At 69.0% G+C, this 18,687-nt stretch carries 19 protein-coding genes and 1 pseudogene; 7 read left to right on the plus strand and 13 right to left on the minus strand.

Annotation, left to right across the window (positions count from 1 at the left end):
- Positions 1-1,109, minus strand: a 1,109-nt coding sequence (locus ACWELQ_RS12030) for a GTP-binding protein (RefSeq protein WP_452397051.1), incomplete at its 3' end; no start/stop codon positions are given.
- Between the two features lie 156 nt (positions 1,110-1,265).
- On the opposite strand from ACWELQ_RS12030, the gene ACWELQ_RS12035 reads away from it, so the two are divergent.
- Entirely contained in the window at positions 1,266-1,847 is a 582-nt protein-coding gene (locus ACWELQ_RS12035; RefSeq protein WP_452397052.1) for a type II toxin-antitoxin system PemK/MazF family toxin, read from the plus strand.
- Between the two features lie 6 nt (positions 1,848-1,853).
- On the opposite strand, the gene ACWELQ_RS12040 is transcribed toward ACWELQ_RS12035, so the two are convergent.
- From ACWELQ_RS12040 to ACWELQ_RS12055, 4 genes are all read right to left on the minus strand, one after another.
- Positions 1,854-2,633 (minus strand): aquaporin, encoded by a 780-nt coding sequence (locus ACWELQ_RS12040; RefSeq protein WP_452397053.1) that lies wholly within the window; start codon positions 2,631-2,633, stop codon positions 1,854-1,856.
- 33 nt (positions 2,634-2,666) lie between these two features.
- Entirely contained in the window at positions 2,667-3,509 is an 843-nt protein-coding gene (locus tag ACWELQ_RS12045) for a transglutaminase family protein (RefSeq protein ID WP_452397054.1), read from the minus strand.
- Entirely contained in the window at positions 3,506-4,477 is a 972-nt protein-coding gene (locus ACWELQ_RS12050) for an alpha-E domain-containing protein (protein WP_452397055.1), read from the minus strand. The genes ACWELQ_RS12045 and ACWELQ_RS12050 overlap by 4 nt, the downstream gene beginning before the upstream one ends.
- A 72-nt stretch (positions 4,478-4,549) precedes the next feature.
- A complete protein-coding gene (locus ACWELQ_RS12055; protein ID WP_452397056.1) occupies positions 4,550-6,214 on the minus strand; it encodes a circularly permuted type 2 ATP-grasp protein in 1,665 nt (554 codons plus the stop codon).
- Positions 6,215-6,424: 210 nt separating this feature from the next.
- On the opposite strand from ACWELQ_RS12055, the gene rpsT reads away from it, so the two are divergent.
- Together rpsT and ACWELQ_RS12065 are read left to right on the plus strand one after the other, a co-directional pair.
- Entirely contained in the window at positions 6,425-6,688 is a 264-nt protein-coding gene (gene rpsT / locus ACWELQ_RS12060; RefSeq protein ID WP_033086444.1) for a 30S ribosomal protein S20, read from the plus strand.
- A gap of 206 nt (positions 6,689-6,894) precedes the next feature.
- On the plus strand, positions 6,895-7,617 hold the full coding sequence (locus tag ACWELQ_RS12065) for an LGFP repeat-containing protein (RefSeq protein WP_452397057.1): 723 nt from the start codon (positions 6,895-6,897) through the stop codon (positions 7,615-7,617).
- 46 nt (positions 7,618-7,663) lie between these two features.
- On the opposite strand, the gene holA is transcribed toward ACWELQ_RS12065, so the two are convergent.
- From holA to nadD, 8 genes are all read right to left on the minus strand, one after another.
- Positions 7,664-8,638 (minus strand): DNA polymerase III subunit delta, encoded by a 975-nt coding sequence (holA, locus tag ACWELQ_RS12070; protein WP_452397058.1) that lies wholly within the window; start codon positions 8,636-8,638, stop codon positions 7,664-7,666.
- Between the two features lie 9 nt (positions 8,639-8,647).
- A complete protein-coding gene (locus tag ACWELQ_RS12075) occupies positions 8,648-10,405 on the minus strand; it encodes a ComEC/Rec2 family competence protein (RefSeq protein WP_452397059.1) in 1,758 nt (585 codons plus the stop codon).
- A 138-nt stretch (positions 10,406-10,543) separates the two neighbouring features.
- Complete coding sequence (locus ACWELQ_RS12080) at positions 10,544-11,665, minus strand: helix-hairpin-helix domain-containing protein (RefSeq protein ID WP_452397060.1); 1,122 nt, start codon at positions 11,663-11,665, stop codon at positions 10,544-10,546.
- 158 nt (positions 11,666-11,823) lie between these two features.
- Positions 11,824-12,666 carry a DegV family protein gene (locus ACWELQ_RS12085; protein ID WP_452397061.1) on the minus strand — a complete coding sequence of 281 codons (843 nt, stop codon included), beginning with the start codon at positions 12,664-12,666 and terminating at the stop codon, positions 11,824-11,826.
- Entirely contained in the window at positions 12,663-13,523 is an 861-nt protein-coding gene (octT, locus tag ACWELQ_RS12090; protein ID WP_452397062.1) for a diglucosylglycerate octanoyltransferase, read from the minus strand. The genes ACWELQ_RS12085 and octT overlap by 4 nt, the downstream gene beginning before the upstream one ends.
- The gene (locus ACWELQ_RS12095) at positions 13,513-14,163 is read right to left on the minus strand and encodes a histidine phosphatase family protein (protein ID WP_452397067.1); all 651 of its coding nucleotides are present in this window, start codon (positions 14,161-14,163) and stop codon (positions 13,513-13,515) included. The genes octT and ACWELQ_RS12095 overlap by 11 nt, the downstream gene beginning before the upstream one ends.
- Before the next feature lie 5 nt (positions 14,164-14,168).
- The gene (gene rsfS, locus ACWELQ_RS12100; RefSeq protein ID WP_452397063.1) at positions 14,169-14,594 is read right to left on the minus strand and encodes a ribosome silencing factor; all 426 of its coding nucleotides are present in this window, start codon (positions 14,592-14,594) and stop codon (positions 14,169-14,171) included.
- Positions 14,595-14,619: 25 nt separating this feature from the next.
- Entirely contained in the window at positions 14,620-15,252 is a 633-nt protein-coding gene (nadD, locus tag ACWELQ_RS12105; RefSeq protein ID WP_379356974.1) for a nicotinate-nucleotide adenylyltransferase, read from the minus strand.
- Positions 15,253-15,431: 179 nt separating this feature from the next.
- Here nadD and ACWELQ_RS12110 point away from each other — a divergent pair, with 179 nt between their 5' ends.
- The 4 genes and pseudogenes from ACWELQ_RS12110 to ACWELQ_RS12125 all read left to right on the plus strand — a co-directional run.
- The gene (locus ACWELQ_RS12110) at positions 15,432-16,496 is read left to right on the plus strand and encodes a hypothetical protein (protein WP_452397064.1); all 1,065 of its coding nucleotides are present in this window, start codon (positions 15,432-15,434) and stop codon (positions 16,494-16,496) included.
- Entirely contained in the window at positions 16,493-17,530 is a 1,038-nt protein-coding gene (locus ACWELQ_RS12115) for a hypothetical protein (protein ID WP_452397065.1), read from the plus strand. Before ACWELQ_RS12110 ends, ACWELQ_RS12115 begins: the two co-directional genes overlap by 4 nt.
- A complete protein-coding gene (locus ACWELQ_RS12120) occupies positions 17,527-18,342 on the plus strand; it encodes a hypothetical protein (RefSeq protein ID WP_452397066.1) in 816 nt (271 codons plus the stop codon). The genes ACWELQ_RS12115 and ACWELQ_RS12120 overlap by 4 nt, the downstream gene beginning before the upstream one ends.
- A gap of 36 nt (positions 18,343-18,378) precedes the next feature.
- Positions 18,379-18,687 (plus strand): annotated as a pseudogene (locus tag ACWELQ_RS12125) (hypothetical protein); the annotation flags it as partial.

Here is an 18,687-nt window from a genome sequence, read left to right on the forward strand (position 1 = left end):
TGGGAGCGGCCTCGGATCCGCCGCCCGCGCCCGACGCCATGCAGACCCAGTACCTGCGCCTGGGCGCCCAGGGCCACCGAGGTTTCCGGCACGTAGGTCAGCGCGGCGTCGTTGAGCTGCAACTTGTCCAGGGCGTCGCGCAGGTTCGGGTAGTCCGAGCCGTCGACCGGGTAGAGACCGGAGTAGACCATCGGCCGCGGCTCGCGGTAACCGGTGAGCGCCTCGGTCGCGCCGTCGCGCTGGGAGGTGATGGTGTCACCGACCTTGGACTGCCGGACGTCCTTCACACCGGTGATGAGGTAGCCGACCTCGCCGACGCCCAGCCCCTGGGTGGGCTTGGGTTCGGGTGACACGATGCCGATTTCGAGCAGTTCGTGGGTCGCGCCGGTGGACATCATCTTGATCTTCTGGCGCGGGGTGAGCTTGCCGTCCACCACACGCACGTAGGTGACGACGCCGCGGTAGGTGTCGTAGACCGAGTCGAAGATCATGGCGCGCGCCGGGGAGTCGGCCTCGCCGACGGGCGGCGGCACCACGCGCACGGCCTCGTTCAGCAGTTCGGCCACACCGACGCCGGTCTTGCCGGACACCCGCAGCACGTCCTCCGGCTCGCAACCCACGATGTGGGCGAGCTCGGCGGCATAGCGGTCCGGGTCGGCGGCCGGGAGGTCGATCTTGTTGAGGACCGGGATGATCGTGAGGTCCTTGTCCATGGCCAGGTAGAGGTTGGCCAGGGTCTGCGCCTCGATGCCCTGCGCGGCGTCGACCAGCAGAATCGCGCCCTCACACGCCTCGAGCGCACGCGACACCTCGTAGGTGAAGTCGACGTGGCCGGGGGTGTCGATCAGGTGCAGGACGAATTCCTCACCGTCGACCTTCCACGGCAGCCGCACGTTCTGGGCCTTGATGGTGATGCCGCGTTCACGCTCGATATCCATGCGGTCCAGGTACTGGGCGCGCATGGCGCGCTCCTCGACCACACCGGTGAGTTGCAGCATGCGGTCGGCCAGGGTCGATTTCCCGTGGTCGATGTGCGCGATGATGCAGAAGTTCCTGATCCGGCTGGGATCGGTGAACGTCTTGTCGGCGAAGCTGCTAATCGGAGTCACTCCTCGGCATGGCGAAACAGCGGCATGTCAACCAGCAAGTCTACGGTGCACGAACCGATGTCCTCGCCCCGGCGTTCCACACGCCCGAACGGGCCGTTCCCGCAGGCGAATCCGGTGCGGATGAGAATCCGGTTGCACGCCGTTAGGCTGCCGGACATGGCGGGTAGGTGGAACGCTCTGGGGAAGCAGTTGGGGATCGTTGCCAAGGAGCAGGGGACTCAGCTGGTCACGAACCAGGCTCCGAAGTTGATCAAGCGGGTGCGCGCGTCGACGATGTGGGATCGCGCACTCAATGCGATGGGCACGCCGCGGCAGGGGCCCGGGGTGTCGGTACGGCCGACCTCCTCGGCGGGTGTCCCGTCCAAGGAGCGGGCGCGGCAGATCGTCTACAGCCCGCAGCTGGACGGGCGGGCCGATCCGGGTGAGGTCGTCTGGACCTGGGTGCCGTACGAGGAGGACCCGAACAACGGCAAGGACCGGCCGGTGCTGGTGGTCGGGCGCGAGGGCAAGACGCTGCTCGGGCTGATGCTGTCCTCGAACGCCGAACACGCGCACCACGACAACTGGGTGGGCCTGGGTTCAGGGGCGTGGGACAGCGCGGGCCGCGAGAGCTGGGTGCGGCTGGATCGCGTCCTCGATGTGCCCGAGATGGGCATCCGCCGGGAGGGCGCGATCCTGCCGCGCAAGATCTTCGACCGGGTGGCGCACCGGCTGTGCGCCGAATACCACTGGCACTGAGCGTTTTCAGCTGATCATGTTGCGCGAGCGCCCGTAGATCATCCCGTAGACGAGGGAACCCAGCACGCCGCCGAAGAGCGGGAAGACGATGAACACCCACAGCTGCGCGGGCGCACCGTCCTGGAAGAAGGCGACCGCGAGGCTGCGGGCCGGGTTCACCGAGGTGTTGTCGACGGGGATCGAGATCAGGTGGATCACGGTGAGGGTGAAGCCGATCGACAGCCCGGCCAGCGGAATGTCGGAGAGCTGATCGGTGGAGGCCAGCACCACGAACACCAGCAGCGCGGTGAGGATGACCTCGACGGTGATGGCGGCGGCCAGCCCGTAGCCGTTGGTGGTGACGTCGCCGAGCACCACCTTCGACGGACTGTGCGCGCCCCAGCCGTTCGCCCCCAGACCGTCTTTGGCGCGATCGTAGGAGGGCAGGTTCTTGGCGACGGCGTAGATCACCGCGCCCGCGGCCAGGCCACCGATGATCTGCGCGATCCAATAGCCCGCGGCGACCACGAGATTCACCCGGCCCAGCAGCAGCTGCCCGACCGTGACGGCCGGGTTCACGTGACAGCCGGAGATCGGGCCGATGGAATACACCAGGAACAGCAGGGTCAGGCCGAAGGCCAGGGCCACGCCGAGCGCGCCGACGCGTTCACCGGCCAGCACCGCGGTGCCGACACCGCCCAGCACCAGCACGAAGGTGCCCAGCGCCTCGGCGAACAGCTTGCGCCCCAAGGTCGGTGGTTGTAGGTCGGTGAGATCCTCGGCGACTTCCTGTGCTGTCGGTGACATCGGCAACCTTCCGCTAGCTGGGGAAAAGCGCTGTCAGGCCAAGCGGGTTATCTCCACCACCACTTCGAGATCGGTCGAGCCGCTCCCGCTGAAGATACCTTTGAGAGGCGGCACATCCGCGTAATCACGTCCGACACCGACGGATACGTGTTGCTCGGTGATCGGGATGTTGTTGGTCGGGTCGTAGCCCCACCACTCCCCCGTCCACGCCTCCACCCAGGCGTGCATCTGGCCCGCGACGGTGTCGCCGACCTCGGCCGCGGGATCGGGATGCAGGTAGCCGGAGACGTAGCGGCAGGGAATCCCCATGCCGCGCAACAGCAGCAGCGTCAGGTGCGCGTAATCCTGGCAGACGCCGCGCCGTTCGGCGTAGGCCTGCACCGCCGAGGTGTGCACCGAGGTGGTCCCGGCCAGGTATTCCATCTCGCGGTGCACCCACTCCGCCGCGCCGACAACCGCTTTCGCGGGCGGCACGCCGCGGGCGAGCGAACGCACCACCGAACCGAGCCGCTTCTCGCGCGGCACGTAGTCGGTGGCCTGCAGCAGTTCGTCGAAGCGGTCGGCCACGGCGTCGGTGCGCAGTTCCTCCCAGGACAGTTCCTCGGCGGGCACGGTGAACGGCTCGGTCTCCACCACCGAGGCGCTGGTGACCTCCAATTCGGTGTGCGGGGCGTGCAGGTCGAAGGAGGTGACCGCGGTGCCCCAGTAGTCGGTGTAGCGGAAGGAGCGGGTCGACGGCACGGTGTCGACGCGGCTCAGGATGACGTTCTGCCTGCTGTCGGCGCGCGGGGTGAGCCGCGCCTCGTTGAACGACCGGGTGACCGGCGCGTCGTAGACATATCCGGTGGTGTGCACCACCCGCATGCGCCAGCTCATGCCAGTTCCTCCACCCGCTCGGAGATGCGCCCGTGCAGGCCGGTCCAGGCCACCCACGATTCGGCGTGGAAGTACTGCAACGCGACCGCCTCCCCGACCTCGCGGCAGGTCTGCTGCAACCACAGCAGCCGGCTGGGCAGGTCCTCGAGCAGCACCGAGGACGGGATGAACTCGAGTTCGCTGCGCGCCCGCCCGAGCAGGCGGTGCGCCTCGTGCCGGGCGGCGAATCGGCTGTTGGGTCTTTGATCCAATTCCTGTAGACACGCCTCGGCCACCCGCAGCGAATGGAATACCGAACGCGGGAAAAGCCGGTCCAGCAGGATGAATTCGGCGATCTGATTGGCGTCCAGCACGCCGCGGTGCGTCCGCAGATACGGGTCGTGCGCGCCGGCCGAACGCAATACCGTCACCCAGGCGGGCGAGGAGGTGCGGTCACCGGCGCGTGAATGCAACAGGCGCACGGTCATATCCACGCGTTCGATACTTCGGCCCAGCAGCAGGAACCGATATCCGTCGTCGCGGCTGAGCGTCGAATCCGAGAGCCCGACGAACATGGCGGCCCGATCGGTGATGTAGTGGCAGAATTCGTGCGGCCCCAGCGCCCGGGCTGCGCGTTCGGCCGCCGGCAGGCCGTTGTAGGTGGCGTTGAGGCACTCCCACATTTCGGTGGAGGTGACTTCCCGTGCGCCCCGGGCATTCTCGCGGGCCCGGCTGATCGAATCGACGATGGAGCCGCCGTCGCGGCCGAAGGCCACCAGCTCGGTCACCGACCAGACATCCAATTCCCGGTCCTCGTCGGGTGAGTCGATGCCCAGTACCCGTAACAGGACCCGCGAGGTTCTGTCGGGATCGACCGTGGCGTCCTCCAGGAGCTGATGGACCGCGACATCGAGAATGCGCGCCGTATATTCGGCACGCTCCACGTAGCGCCCGATCCAGAACAAGGATTCGGCATTGCGCGCCAACATGATCCGACCACCTAACGCTGTAACCACCTGCCGAGCGCCATTGCCGCCGATGTATTCGAATTGCTGTAACTACTACTGTTGCTGCTGATTGGTTCGCGCGGCGGAGGGTTCGCGCGATTGGTCGCGTTCAGGGGCTAAATGCAGTTCGCTGACCAACTGCGATCCCGCTAATTCCCGTTGCGCCACAGAAGTTCTGGGTGAGAGCACCCAGGTGTCCTTGCTGCCGCCGCCCTGGCTGGAATTCACCACCAGTGAGTTCTCCGGCAGTGCGACCCGGGTCAATCCGCCCGGCAATACCCAGATGTCGTCACCGTCGTTGACCGCGAAGGGCCGCAGGTCCACATGCCGGGGCGCGAGGCGGCCGTCGATCTTGCTGGGCACCGTGGACAGCTGCACCACCGGCTGCGCGATCCAGCCGCGCGGATTGGCCCGCACCTTGCGCCGGGTCGCCTCCAGCTCGCGGGCGCTGGCCGCCGGGCCGATCACGATGCCGTACCCGCCGGAACCCTCCACCGGTTTGACCACCAGTTCGGCGACCCGGTCAAGCACCTCGTCACGTTCGTCCGGTTCCCAGCAGCGGTAGGAGTCCACGTTGGGCAGGATCGGCTTCTCGCCCAGGTAGTACTCGATGAAGGCGGGCACGTACGTGTAGATGAGTTTGTCGTCGCCGACTCCGTTGCCGACCGCGTTGGCCAGCACCACCGTGCCGGCGCGGGCGGCGTTGAGCAGCCCGGCCACGCCCAGCATGGAGTCCGGGCGGAACTGCATGGGGTCGAGGAAGGTGTCGTCGATGCGCCGGTAGATGACGTCCACCTGCCGCTCGCCGGCGGTGGTGCGCATATAGACGACATTGTCGCGGCAGAACAGGTCGCGGCCCTCGACCAGTTCCACGCCCATCTGCCGGGCCAGCAGCGAATGCTCGAAGTAGGCGGAGTTGTAGACGCCCGGGGTGAGCACCACCACGGTCGGGTCGGCCTCGTTGGGGGCGGCGGCCGCGCGCAGGGCGCGCAACAGGTGGGTCGGATAGTCGCCGACGGCCCGCACCCGATGCGAGGCGAACAGGTCCGGGAACACCCGCGCCATGGTGCGGCGGTTCTCCATGACGTAGGACACACCCGACGGCGAGCGCAGATTGTCTTCCAGCACACGGAAATCCCCGTGCTCGTCCCGCACCAGATCGATCCCGGCCACGTGGATGCGCACGCCGTTGGGCGGCACCAGGCCGGTGGCCTCGCGATGGAAGTGGTCGCAGGAGGTGACGAGTCGTTTCGGGATCACGCGGTCGCGCAGGATGGTCTGCTCGCCGTACACGTCGGCGAGGAACGCCTCGAGGGCGCGCACCCGCTGCTTGATGCCGCGTTCGAGTTTGGTCCATTCGGTGGCGGCGATCACCCGCGGCACCAGGTCGAGGGGAAAGGGGCGTTCCTGTCCCGAGAGCGAGAAGGTGATGCCCTGATCGACGAATGCCCGGTCCAGCGCCTCGGCGCGGGCGGCCAGATCTTCGGCGTCGATGGTGGCCAGCGCGTTGAAAATGCCCCGGTAGGGGGCACGGGGGCGACCGGCGGAATCGAACATTTCGTCGTAGGCGCGGTCATAGCGGCCGGGATGGTAACCAGCGAAAACGCCCGATTTCTCCCGTTTCTCACGCTCGAGACCGGTAGGAGTGGGCGCGATCGCGGCAGGCGCGGCAGATCTGTTGGTCTTCGAAAGACCCGGTGCGGACGCGGCGGGGGTCATGCAAGAATCGTCCATCACGCAGGGGCAACACGCAGTTGGACGCGGATAAATTTCTGGTTTCAGCCACGTAGCGGACAGGCCCGATTTCATACCTGGCCGCGTCGCCTGGTAATCTCGACGATCGGTGCTGCGACTACCCCTCTCGTAGTGCGCGCACGAAGACTTTGCATCCCGCATACCCACCAAACGAAGGAACACGAGGAAACAGGCGTGGCCAACATCAAGTCCCAGATGAAGCGGATCCGCACCAACGAGCTTGCGCGTCAGCGTAACCAGTCGGTGAAGTCCGCGCTGCGCACCTCGATCCGCAAGTTCCGCGAGGCCGCTGCGGCGGGCGAGAAGGACAAGGCGCTCGAGCTGATGCAGTCCGCGAGCAAGAGCCTGGACAAGGCCGCCTCCAAGGGCGTCATCCACGCCAACCAGGCCGCCAACAAGAAGTCGGCCCTGTCGCTGGCTTTCAACAAGCTCGGCTGATTTTCCCGGTACCAAACCGGAACATGCTTCTACACAGCCGCCGTGGCCACGATGACCACGGCGGCTTTTGTCGTGCCCTGGAAACTGCGGACTTGCCGAAGCGGGCGGTTGGCAGCAGGATGGCTGCGAAAACGTCGGGGGCTTACCGAAGAAACCGCACTGGGAGAGATCTCTTGGCAACGCTGCGTCGTGACAACCGTTCGTCCTTGACCCGGGGCACGCTGGCCATCAGCGTGGCCGCGGTCGCACTGACCGCCGGAATGGGGGTGGCGGCCGCGCGTCCCATCGGACCGTTCGATGTGGGCGGGGCGATCGAGGTGGAGTACGACGCGGCGGGTGGGCCCGACTTCTTCGGCGATCCGGCCGGGCCCGAGGTCGACGCCGCCGGGGGCGGCCGCAAGCAGGACTTCGTCAACAACGTCTCCGTCTACTGGACCGCGGCGACCAACGCCCACGCCATCGGCGGGGAGATCCGCGACAAGTGGCGTGGCACCGGGTCGGAGTCGGGCACGCTGAAGTACCCGGTCACCGATGAGGGGGCCACCGGTAAGCCGGGGCGCTTCCAGCACTTCCAGGGCGGGTCGATCTACTGGTCGGTGGGTGCGGGCACGCATGTGCTCAGCGGTGTCGTGCGCGACAAGTACTCCGCGGTGGGCTGGGAGATGAGCCCGCTGGGCTTCCCCATCGCCGATGAGAACAAGACCGGCAGTGCCACCACCCACGCGCAGCTGTTCGAGGGCGGGGCCATCTACTCGACGCAGAAGACCGGCACGCACGTGGTGTGGGGCTGGATTCGCGACGAGTGGGTGCGCAACGGCGCGGAGAACGGGCGCTACGGCTACCCGACCGGCGACGAGTACGACTACCAGGGCGGCAAGGCCCAGGACTTCCAGGGCGGCAAGATCGTCTGGAAGCCGTCCGACTCCTAAATCTCGGCAGTGAGGAGGTCCTCGGCGGTGACGAGGACCTCAGGGGCTAGGAGGCGCTCTCGCGCAGGTCCAGAATGCGTGAGAGTGCGTGCTCGAGAGCGTAATTCGCGTCCGCGGCCTGACCCTTGACGTCGCCGTTGAGGGTTGCGACGACCTGTAGGGCCGCCCCGATCGTGGCGCCGGTCCAGCCGCGCACCTGACCCTGCGCCTTCTTCACCTTCCACGGCGGCATGCCCAGATCACCGGCCATCTTGAACGGGTCACCGCGCCCGGCCGAACCGACGCGGGCGATGGTGTGCACCGAATCCGCGAGGGCGTCGGCGAGCAGTACCGCCGGGACGCCACGATCGATGGCCCAGCGCAGTGCCTCCATGGCCGCCGGGCGATCCCCGGACACGGCCAGGTCGGCGACCTCGAAACCGGTCACCTCGGCCTTGCCCGAGTAGTACTGCCGCACCGCCGCGAGATCGACCTTGCCGCCGGTATCGGCCGCCAATTGTGAACTGGCGGCGGCCAATTCCCGCAGATCCGAGCCGATGGCCTCGAGCAGGGCCTGCACCACGTCGGCCGAGACCTTCACGTTCGCGGCGCGGAACTCGTTGCGCACGAACTCGACCCGCTCGCCCGCCTTGGTGAGCTTCGCGCAGTTGTGCACCACCGCGCCCAGCTTCTGCAACGCCGGTGCGAGGGCCTTGGCCCGGCCGCCGCCGGTGTGCAGGATGACCAGCACCACGCCCTCCGGCGGCGAGGACGCCGCATCCTGGATCACCGCGACCGCGTCCTTGCCCGCCTCGGCGGCCGACTCCAGCACGATCACCCGATCCTCCGCGAACAGCGAAGGACTCAGCAACTCTGCCAGTTCCGCCGTGGTGGCATCACCGGCACGCCGCCGATCCACCGGCAGCGCCGCCGGATCCGAACTGGCGGCACGGGCCTGCGCGGTAATCTCCGCCACCGCCCGCTCGATCAGCAATTCCTCTTCACCGAGCACGAGATGCAGGGGCGCGGGTCGCTGGTTCACGCCCCGATCCTACGAGCCCGCCCCGACAAGCCCACCATCCCCGCCCACCTCCGCTCCCGGACCCGCACCGACCACGCCTGGTGACCCCGCACCGGCAGCGACTCCCGCACCGCAGCCGCCGACAACTCCCCCACCCGGACCGACTCCGCATTCCGAGCCGGAACCGACTGCGCCGCTCGAGCCGGGACCAACTGTGCCGCGCGGATGTAGCGCGACGAGGACGAGCGCGCACGCGACGGCCGCCGCCAGGCCCGAACGCGGTCCGGCGGGTAGCGAGATCGAGGCGCCCAGGGCCGCGGCGCGGTCGGAGACCGTGAGCAACCACCACATCGGCGGGGCGGCGCAGTACATGAGCAGGATTGCGAGTGGTGACCAGAGGCAGGCGAGCAGGGCGCCGATCGCGCCGATGATCGTGATCGGTGCGATCACCGGCTCCACCAGCATGTTCACCAGGATCGCGACGAGGCTGAGGTGCCCGCTCATGGAGATCACCAGGGGCGTGGTCACCACGAACGCCGCGGCGGCCACGGCGAAGGAATCGGCGGGGATGCGCCACCATCCGTGTGCGCGAAGCCAATCCGACCAGCCCGGGGCGATCACGATCAACCCGGCCGTGGCCAGGACCGAGAGGGCGAAACCGGCATCCAGCGCGAGACCCGGTGACCAGGCCAGCAATCCGATGATGGCGGTGCACAGCGCGGGTAGCGCCTGCTTGCGCCGCCCGGTGCACAGCGCCAGCAGGGCGACGGCTCCCATCACGGCGGCCCGGAGCACACTGGGTGAGGGGCGGGCCAGGATCACGAACATCACCAGCGCCAGGGCCGCCGCCAGCGCGCCGATGCGCGGATCCACCGTGAGGGTGCGCATCGAAACCAGCACCGCGCCAAGCAGAATCGTCACGTTCGCCCCGCTGACAGCCGTCAAGTGGGTGAGGTCGGTCTCCCGGAAGTTCTCCTGCACATGCTCGGTGAGGGTGGAGATGTCACCGATCACCAGGCCCGGCAACAGCCCCGCCGCATCAGCCGACAGCGCCCGGTGCGCAGCCGCGGTGAAATCCCCGCGCACCCGCCCCGCCGTCCGCTGCCACCAGGGCGGATCACTCGCCGACAGCGGCGGCGCATCCGCCCGCAATACCGCCACCGTCAGATCGGTCCGCCACGGACGAGCCACGCGCGCACTGAATTCCACCCGCTGCCCCGGCAACAGCCCCGTCCACCCCGCCGCTGGCGCCAGCACCACCACGCTGCCACCCGAGCGAATGATCCGCCCGCCCAGCCGATATTCGATCAGGCTGGCGCGCATCATCACCTTGGGCCCGCCGAAGGGCTTGGCCGCCACCCGTTTCGGGTCGTCCGTCGGCTCCACCACCGCGATCAAGCGTTGACCGGCCCGCACCGTTCGCAAAGGATGCACCTGCACCCGGTGCGCATGCCAAGCCCCCGCCACCCCGAACCCCGCCCCGATCAACAAGGCCCCCAGCACCACCCACGCCATGCCGACCGGCCGCCCAGCTCCCGCCCGCCGTCCCGCTCCCGCCCGCCGAATCATCCACGCCGCCAGGCAGATCCCGCCCAACGCGCATCCGATCCCCACCCCTACTCCGACCCGCCAGCCCAACAGCACCGCCGCCAGCGTCGCACCCCAACTGCACACGGTCGCCGGTACCAGCCGCGCATCCAAAACCTCCGGCACCTCGACCGTCCCCCGGTCCCGCCGCACACCGCCGTCCTCTTCCGAAGCCCCCGAACCCGATTCGGCCACAGTCATCGCCACCCCTTTCGATCCCATGCGGCCCGACCGGCCGCGCCACCCACCGCCATCGGACCCGACGAGGGTCCGCGCCCACCACTTCATCCGAAGTGGCAGAACCGAATTGCGCCGCTGGTATCGCCGCGTTCGCGGGTGTCATACCGTCACCCGGTCGCGCAGGCGGTTGAGGCGGGAGTGGCCGATGCCTTCTATTTCGGTGAGCTGGTCGATGGAGGTGAAGCGGCCGTGGCGGGTGCGCCAGGCGAGGATGGCTTTGGCGGTGACGGGGCCGATGCCGGGGAGGGTGTCGAGGTCGGATTCGGTGGCGGTGTTGAGGTTCACCTTGGCGGGGGCGGCGGTGGGGCGGGGAGCGGCGGAGCCGGAGAGCGGGGGTGAATTCGCGGCCGGGTGGGCGGAATTCACGATGGTGGTGCCGGATTGGGCGGCGGTGGGACGAACGGTCGAGCGGGCGACGATGATCTGGTCACCGTCGAGCAGCGGCTGTGCGAGGTTGAGGGTGGAAAGGTCGGCTTCCGGACGTGGGGTGGCGACACGCAGGGCGTCGGCGACCCGGGCTCCGGGCGGGAAGCGGCGCAGGCCACCGTGTTCGACGAGGCCGACCACGCTGACCACGAGTTCACCCGGCACCGTCGACGGGCTCGGCGCTGCGGTCACGGTGGGCGCGAGGGGGTTTCGCCCCGGCTGTGCGGCCGCGGGATTCGACGTGGGCGGCTGGGCAGCGCCGGCGGCGGGCAGCGGGATCGAACCGGCAGCGGGTGAGGGGACCGCTCCGGTAGCCGACGGCGGTGCGCCGGGGGCACCGGCGGCGTCCGGGGCCGGGGCGTCCTGGTCGACGGGCACGACGTCGCCTACGGCGGCGAGGGGCGGGACCGGTTGCGTGACAGGCTCTTCGCGCAGGGCGACATACCCGGCGATCAGGATGGCGAGCAGGCCGAGGGCGGCGATGACGAGAACGCCGCGCGGGCCCGGGTCCCAGCGGGTGCCGCGGAAGCGTTCGGGGACAAGGCGTTCGTGCCAGAGGGAGACGCTCCCGCACGGCTCCGACAGCCAGTGCGGCACGGAAGGCGTCGGCGGTTCCGCGGCGGCCTGCGGCGATGTCGACCCCACCGGCACGGGCGGGGCCGACCCGACAACGTGATCGAGGGACTCCTCGTCCCAGCGGCCGGTATGCGAGTGGCCGTCGGCGCCGGGGCGAGCTTCGGTCTTCGCGCGGGCCGCGAGGCGCTGCAACGGGGTACGTTCGTCGAGTTGTGGCATGCGACTCACGGTAGGAGCGAGCAGCGTCCGAACCGACTGCGCGACCAGCACTTTCGCCGGAGCTGTGGATACCCGTTCACCTTGTGAACAAGACTGTTTCCGCAGGTCGCCAGGCTGGAAACCAAGCGCGCGACTGGCCGTGCCAGCCGAACCGGGGGCTAGCCGCAGCCGCCGGGAACCACCAGTGCGCCGACGGCTCCCATGCCGAGGTGGATGCCCAGGGTGGGGCCGAATTCGGCGATGATGACCTCGCGGATGCCGGGGATCAGATCACGCAACTGACCGGCGATGGTGTGGGCCGCGTCGGCCGCACCCAGGTGCTGCACAGCGATCGCCGCCCCGTCCTCACCGGCCGCGTCCACCGCTGCCGCAACAAGTTTGGTGAACGCCTTGGAGCGGGTCCGGGCCTTCTCGCGCAGTTCGAGACGTCCGTCGACGATCTGGAGGATCGGTTTGGTGACCAGTTCGCTGCCGAAAAAGGCTGCGGCGGTGCTCAATCGGCCGCCGCGGCGCAGCTGTTCGGTGCGGTTGACCACGATGAAGGCGCGACCGCGGCTGGCGGCGGCGACGGCGGAGTCGTACACCACGTCCAGGGGCTCACCGGCTTTGGCGCGGCGGGCGGCGGCGAGTACCGGCAGGCCGGTGCCCAGGCCCGCGCTCAGCGAATCCACCAGCCGGATACGGTCGGCGGCATCCATGTCGCGCACGGCTTGGCGGCCCGCCTCCCAGGTGCCGGAGAGCTGGCGTGAGATGTGCACGGCGACAACGCCGTCGCCGTCACTGAGTTCGAGCGCGCGTTCGTAGGCCGCGCGCAGGTCACCCGGGGAGGCGGCCGATGTGGTGACCTGGGAGTTGCCGTAGTCGATATCGCATTCGTCGATACCTTCGCGGATTTCCCGGTCGTCGACCAGCACGTGCAGGGGCACGGCCAGCACACCAAGATCAGTTACCAGCTCGGCCGGCACGCTGGCCGACGAATCGGTCACCACCACCACGGTCATGCAGTGTGAACCCCATCAGGCGATGCCGTGTGAACCCCATCAGACGATGCGGTGTGAACCTCGTCGGACGTCGCCTCGGTCAGCACCTTCACCATGGCCCGCGCGACCGCGCTGTGGCCTTCCCAGCCCCAGTGGATGCCGTCCGGGTTGGCGGGACCGTTGAACACGTTGTCGCGCACGGCGTCTCCGAGATCCACCAGCGGCACCGCGTGCTCCGCGGCCCAGGCCGTCACGGCCCGCACCATGGGCTCGCGACCGGTGTGCACCTCGGCGTACGCCTCACACTTGTGCACCGACGGCAGCACCGCCACGAACGGCAGTTCGGGACGCAACTGCGCCAGCGAATTCCGCGACTGCTCGAGGTAGTCGACGCTGACCGAGGGCGGCAGCGCCACGGGCCAGCCCAGCGGCGAGAGGCGTGGTTGCAGCCAGCCGTAGGCGTCGCGGACCCGGCGGCGCACCGCGGCCGGGCGGATGTAGCGGATCAGCTCGCGCAGCGCGGTCGGCAGCGGCGAGGGCAGCGAATCCATGCCGCCGGTCGCGAACACCACCGCGCCCGCGCGCGGCACCGCCGCCCAGATGCGCGGGTCGCCGATCAGCGCCCAGTAGGCGTCGCGGCAGGTCCAGCCGATGCGCGCCACCAGTTCGACATCCCAGTCCAGTTCCGCGGCAACCAGATTGGGCCAGATGCGCGGGTGGTCGGCGGGCAGCCCGCCCTTGGGACCGAAGTAGGACAGCGAATCGGCGACCACCACGAGCACCTTGCGCGGCGGGTTGTCCTGCGCCGCTTCGGTGTTCGGATCCACGGCGTCGTTGTTCGGATCCGCTGCGTCTTTGTTCGGATCCTCAGAGGACATCGGGGGCTACCTTCGCCAGCGCGTTCCAGACATCGAGTCGCCAGCCGGGCTTGTCGGCGCTGGGGCCGTGGCTGGTCAGCTGCACCCAGCTGGTGTTGGCGAGTCCACCCAGGACCGGCCAATTCGCTTCGGGCAGTTCGAGCAGGGCCGCGGTCAGCGCCGCGATCAGTCCGCCGTGCGCGACCAGCACGATGGTGTGCCCGGGCCAGTCCTCGCGCGCGGCGTACAGCTCGCGCACCACCGGCAGCGCCCGCGCGCCGACCTCGAGCTTGGATTCGCCGCCGGGCGGGGCGAAGGTGGGGTCCAGCCGCCAGCCCTTGCGCGCGCCCGGGAACTGCGCGTCCACCTCGCGGTGGTCCATGCCCTCCCACTGGCCGAGGTTGGTCTCGCGCAGCCGCGGGTCGAGCGCGACCGGCATGCCCGCGCATTCGGCGACGGCGAGCGCGGTGTCGTGGGCGCGCTTGAGATCCGAGGAGACGATGGCGATCAGGTCGCTGCACGCCATATCCGGCGCGCAGTCCTTGGCCTGGCGTCTGCCGACATCACTGAGTTCGGTGTCGATCTGGCCCTGCATGCGGTCGCTGGCATTCCATTCGGTCTGCCCGTGCCGCAACAGAATCAGCCGGCGGACACCGGCCATCTTGCTCACTCGTCGTCCCCAGCCTTGTCTTCACCGTCGGTGTCGCCCGCTGCGGCCTTGGCGCGCGGATCGCCCAGGCCGTCGATCTGCACCTGCGGGCAGTCCTTCCACAGCCGCTCGAGGCCGTAGAAGTCGCGCTCGTCCTCGTGCTGCACGTGCACCACGATCTCGACGTAGTCCAGCAGCGCCCAGCGGCCCTCGCGAGTGCCCTCACGGCGGACCGGCTTGTGGCCCGCCTCGCGCAGCTTGTCCTCGATGTTGTCGACGATCGCGTTGACCTGGCGCTCGTTGGGCGCGGACGCGATGACGAAGCAGTCGGTGATGACCAGCTGCTCGGAGACGTCCAGCACGACCACGTCGACGGCGAGCTTCTCGTCCGCCGCCAGTGCCGCCACCGTCGACATCTTCACCGCTTCTGCCGATGCTGTCACCCTGCTACCTCTTCCCTGCGCACTTTCACCATGCACTGTCGTTCGGCACATACAGGTGCCGTTTCGATATGTATTGGACGACCCCGTCCGGGACGAGGTACCACACCGGCCGGCCCTCCCCCGCCCGTCGCCGGCATTCGCTCGACGAGATGGCCAGGGCCGGGATTTCGACCATCGTGACCGTGCCCTCCGGATAACCGCGGAGGAAGTCGGCGAGGTGGTCGATATTCAATTCGTATCCCGGACGGGTCACGCCGACGAATTTCGCCAGCTCGAACAGTTCGGACCAATCCTGCCACGTCAGGATGCTGGCCAGCGCGTCCGCACCGGTGATGAAGTACAGATCCGCGTCCGGGTGCAGTTCGGCCAGGTCACGCAGGGTGTCGACGGTGTAGGTCTCCTTGCCGCGGTCCACGTCGACGCGGCTGACGGAGAAGCGCGGGTTGGAGGCGGTGGCGATGACCGTCATGAGATACCGGTCCTCGGCGGCGCTGACCGCGCGGTCGCCCTTCTGCCAGGGCTGACCCGTCGGGACGAAGATCACCTCGTCCAGATCGAACCGGTTGGCGACCTCGCTGGCCGCGACCAGGTGCCCGTGGTGGATGGGGTCGAAGGTGCCGCCCATCACGCCCAGCTTGCGGCGGCCGTTCGTATGCACGAAAAGCGAGCTTACCGGGGGCAATTGCGGCGACCGCGCACCGGCGGGCCGATCCCGGACGGTCGCCTTCCGATCAGGCTGACCGCAACCCGGGACTTTCCCCCGGACTCGAGTTGCCATGGATGTGCTGTCGACGCGTCTCGGTACCTCAGTCTTCCAATCAATCAAGGGAACCCGTCATGGGACGTACTTCATACAGGTTTGCCGCGAGCGTGGCCGCGGTCGGCGTTTCCGTGCTGGGACCGGCCACCTTCGGTGGGCTCGCCGCGCCGCACGCGACGGCGGAACCGGCCGCCCTCAACGGACTTTTCGCGCTCGCGCCGGGCGTGTGCGCGAACGGGGTGGTGACCGGGAGCTTCTTCCGGATGATCCTGCCGACCGGCGACGCGGGCGGGCCGTTCCTGCAAAACAGTGATTCGCGGTGCAGCGATCAGACGGTGACGCCGCTGTCTGCGGGGACCGACGGCGGGCTGGTGAGCGGGAGCTATCAGCCGCAGCCGGCGGCGGCGTTCGACGGGGCGGGCAACGCGCAATCCGGTCGGGTGACCACGCCGGTACGGTTCTACGGCGTCGATTTCGCGACCGCCACCAATCCGACCGATCCGCAGACCGGCTCGGGAACCGGGCTACCGCAGCTGTTCAGCGATGGCGGACGGCTCTCGGGAGATCTGAGCAGTCTGGGTGTCACCTGGAACAACCAGGTGTTCAACCAGGGCTCGCCCAAGCCGGGTGGCGGGCTGCCGGGCAAGACCAGCCAGATCAGCGGAACCATCGACGCCTCGGGCAGTTTCGTCCTCGAGTGGACGAGTCAGATCGTGGGCGGGCCGTTCAACAACTTCACCGGGCTGTGGCATCTGGCAGGGCAGTATCGGGGCGGTCTGCCGCAGGCCGCACCCGCGGCGGCTCCGCTCGCGGCCCCGCCCGCCGCTGAAACACCGGGAGCACCCGGCTCCGCCGCCGGGCCGGGTTCACCCGCGCAGGCCGGCCCCGCGACACCGCCAGGCTCTCCCGCCCAGGCAGCTGCCCCAGCTCAGCCTGGTGCCGTGACGCAGCCGGACGCGGTCGCAGCCGCCGCCCCGGCTGCCACACCCCAGGTGCAGGCCGCGCCGGTCCTGGCGACCAAGACCGTGGAAATCCCACGCGGGCAGCGGTATCCATGGCTGGTTCCGGTGCTGATCCTGGTCACGGTGGCCGGGACCGCCATGTTCTTCGGCGCCGACCGTTTGATCCGGATTCGGCGATGACCACCGTGTCGGCCTTCCCGGATCTGCCCGCGTACTCCGAATTCGTCTCGCAGGTCGAGCGCGTGCCCGAGCGGGTGGTCGCGCGCTGGCCCTTCGCAGTGCTCGCGGCGCTCGGCGTCCTGCTGGTTGCCGCGCCCCTCGCGACCGGGATGTTCACCCGCTCGGTGCAGGGCGAGGCCATGCTCGACAACTTCGCGCCCTACGTGACCGGCAGGAGTATCGACGGCTACCGCTCGGATCTACGGGTCCTCGATGATGCCCGCGCGAATATCGTTGCGGTGCAGAACACTTCACCACCACCGGGCGAGTATCCCCGAGTCGATCAGTTCGTCCGCGACTATCCGGGTATCCGGACCGACATCTCGGGCATGCTCGACGCGATCGACGCCAATCGGAGCAACTACCAGAAGCTTTCCGGTACGGCACCTTTCGGCACTCTGCCCTGGCTGCTCGCCTTGCCGGGCGTGGTGCTGATCGGCGCGGGTGTGTTCGGTTTCCGTGCGGCCGGGAAGGGTTCGCGGGCCACGACCTGGCGCGCGGCTGCCGCGCTGGCGGGGCTCGCCTTGGTCGTGACCCCGTTCGCGGCCGGGTTGTTCACGGCGAGTCCTGCGGCACAACCGGTCATCGACGGCTTCTCGCCGATCCTCACCTCCGAGCACGTGCGCCGGGTGCAGGGTTATTTCGTCACCCTGGTCGCAGCCGACGGCGAACTCAACAGCCGCTACGCCGCGGCGGTCCGCGCGGCGCGACCCGACGCCGACCTGTCCGGCATCACGGCGCTGGAGAATCGCTGGCAGCCCATGACTTCCCGGTTCGCGGCACTGGTCGGCGCGATGAACGACAACGTCGGCAACTTCCACGCCGTCGAGGCGCTCAACGACATCACCCGACCGCTCGGGTTCACCGCCTTCCGCGGATTGGCCTGGGGCTTCCTGATTCCCGGAGTCCTCGTTACGGGCTCGACCCTGATCGGCCTACGTCCATCCCGAACCGGCTCCGGCCGAAGCGATTCCACCGGAGGCGAATCGGCATGAGAAAGTCACTCCCCCGCGCCCGGGTCGGTGCGACGGCGGCCGTGCTGGCTGCCACTACGGCGCTCGTAGCGGGCTGCGGTAGCGGCGATTCGCCGAAAACCGCGACCGGTCCGGAGCAACTGGTCGGCCTGATCAAGTTCGCGCCGGGCACCGCGGATGGAAACACCGTGCGCGGCACCTGGTTCCGCATGGTGCAGCCCGGTGGCACGCCCGAGAACGGGCCCTACATGCCCAACGGTGACTCCCCTGCCCAGGGCGGCTCCACCACCCTCCTCGAGCCGGGCACCGCGGGCGGCCTGCGGGTGGGCGGCTACCAGAGTGAGCCCAAACCCGGTTTCACGCAGGGCAACTCGCTGTCGGCGTCGATCACCAAGCCGACGAAGTTCTTCGCCGTCGAGTTCGGCGTCTCCACCAATCCGGTCGACCCGCAAACCCAGCGCGAGGTGCCGCCCCCGACCGTCGTGAACAACGACGGCAAGCTCACCGCCGACTTCTCGGCCTGGGCCGCGTCCTGGAACGACCAGGAGTTCAACCAGGGCGCACCCAAGCCGCCGGAGAAGCAGGGCGCGCAGGTCGCCGGTTCCGAACAGATCCAGAAGGCCTGGGACTGGGTCGCCCACCAGTGGTTCAACCGTCCGAAGGCCGATGCCGCCCAGGGGCCTTCCGCCACCGGCACCTACGACCCGAAAACCCATGCCGTCACCCTGCAATGGACCAGCCTCATCGTCGGCGGCCCGTTCAACGGCTTCACCGGCGTCTGGCACCTCGAGGGCACCTTCGAACCCGACACCTCCACACCGCAGCCGAAATAACCTCGCGCCCAGCGATATCCGATCAGGAGCCGACTCATGACCATCGCCGAATCGACCCGGCGACCTGCCGTGGTCAACGCCATCCGCGCGATAGCCGCGCTCACCGTGGTCGGCAGCGCCGCCGCGGCCACCACGCTGACCGTGCGCGCCGACGAGCGCGTGCCGACCGTTGTGGTGGCGGGCGAACAAGCCGCTGCCGCCTACCAATCCACGCCGGGCAGCACCGCCCCTGCCCCCACCGGTACCGCGCCAGGCGGCAGCTCCCCCGCGCCCGGCGGAGCTGCGCACGCACCCGGCACTGTGACCGTGGCGCCTGGCCCGACCCCCAGCGGACCGGCAACCGAG

It is taken from the genome of Nocardia sp. NPDC004722, assembly GCF_053601505.1.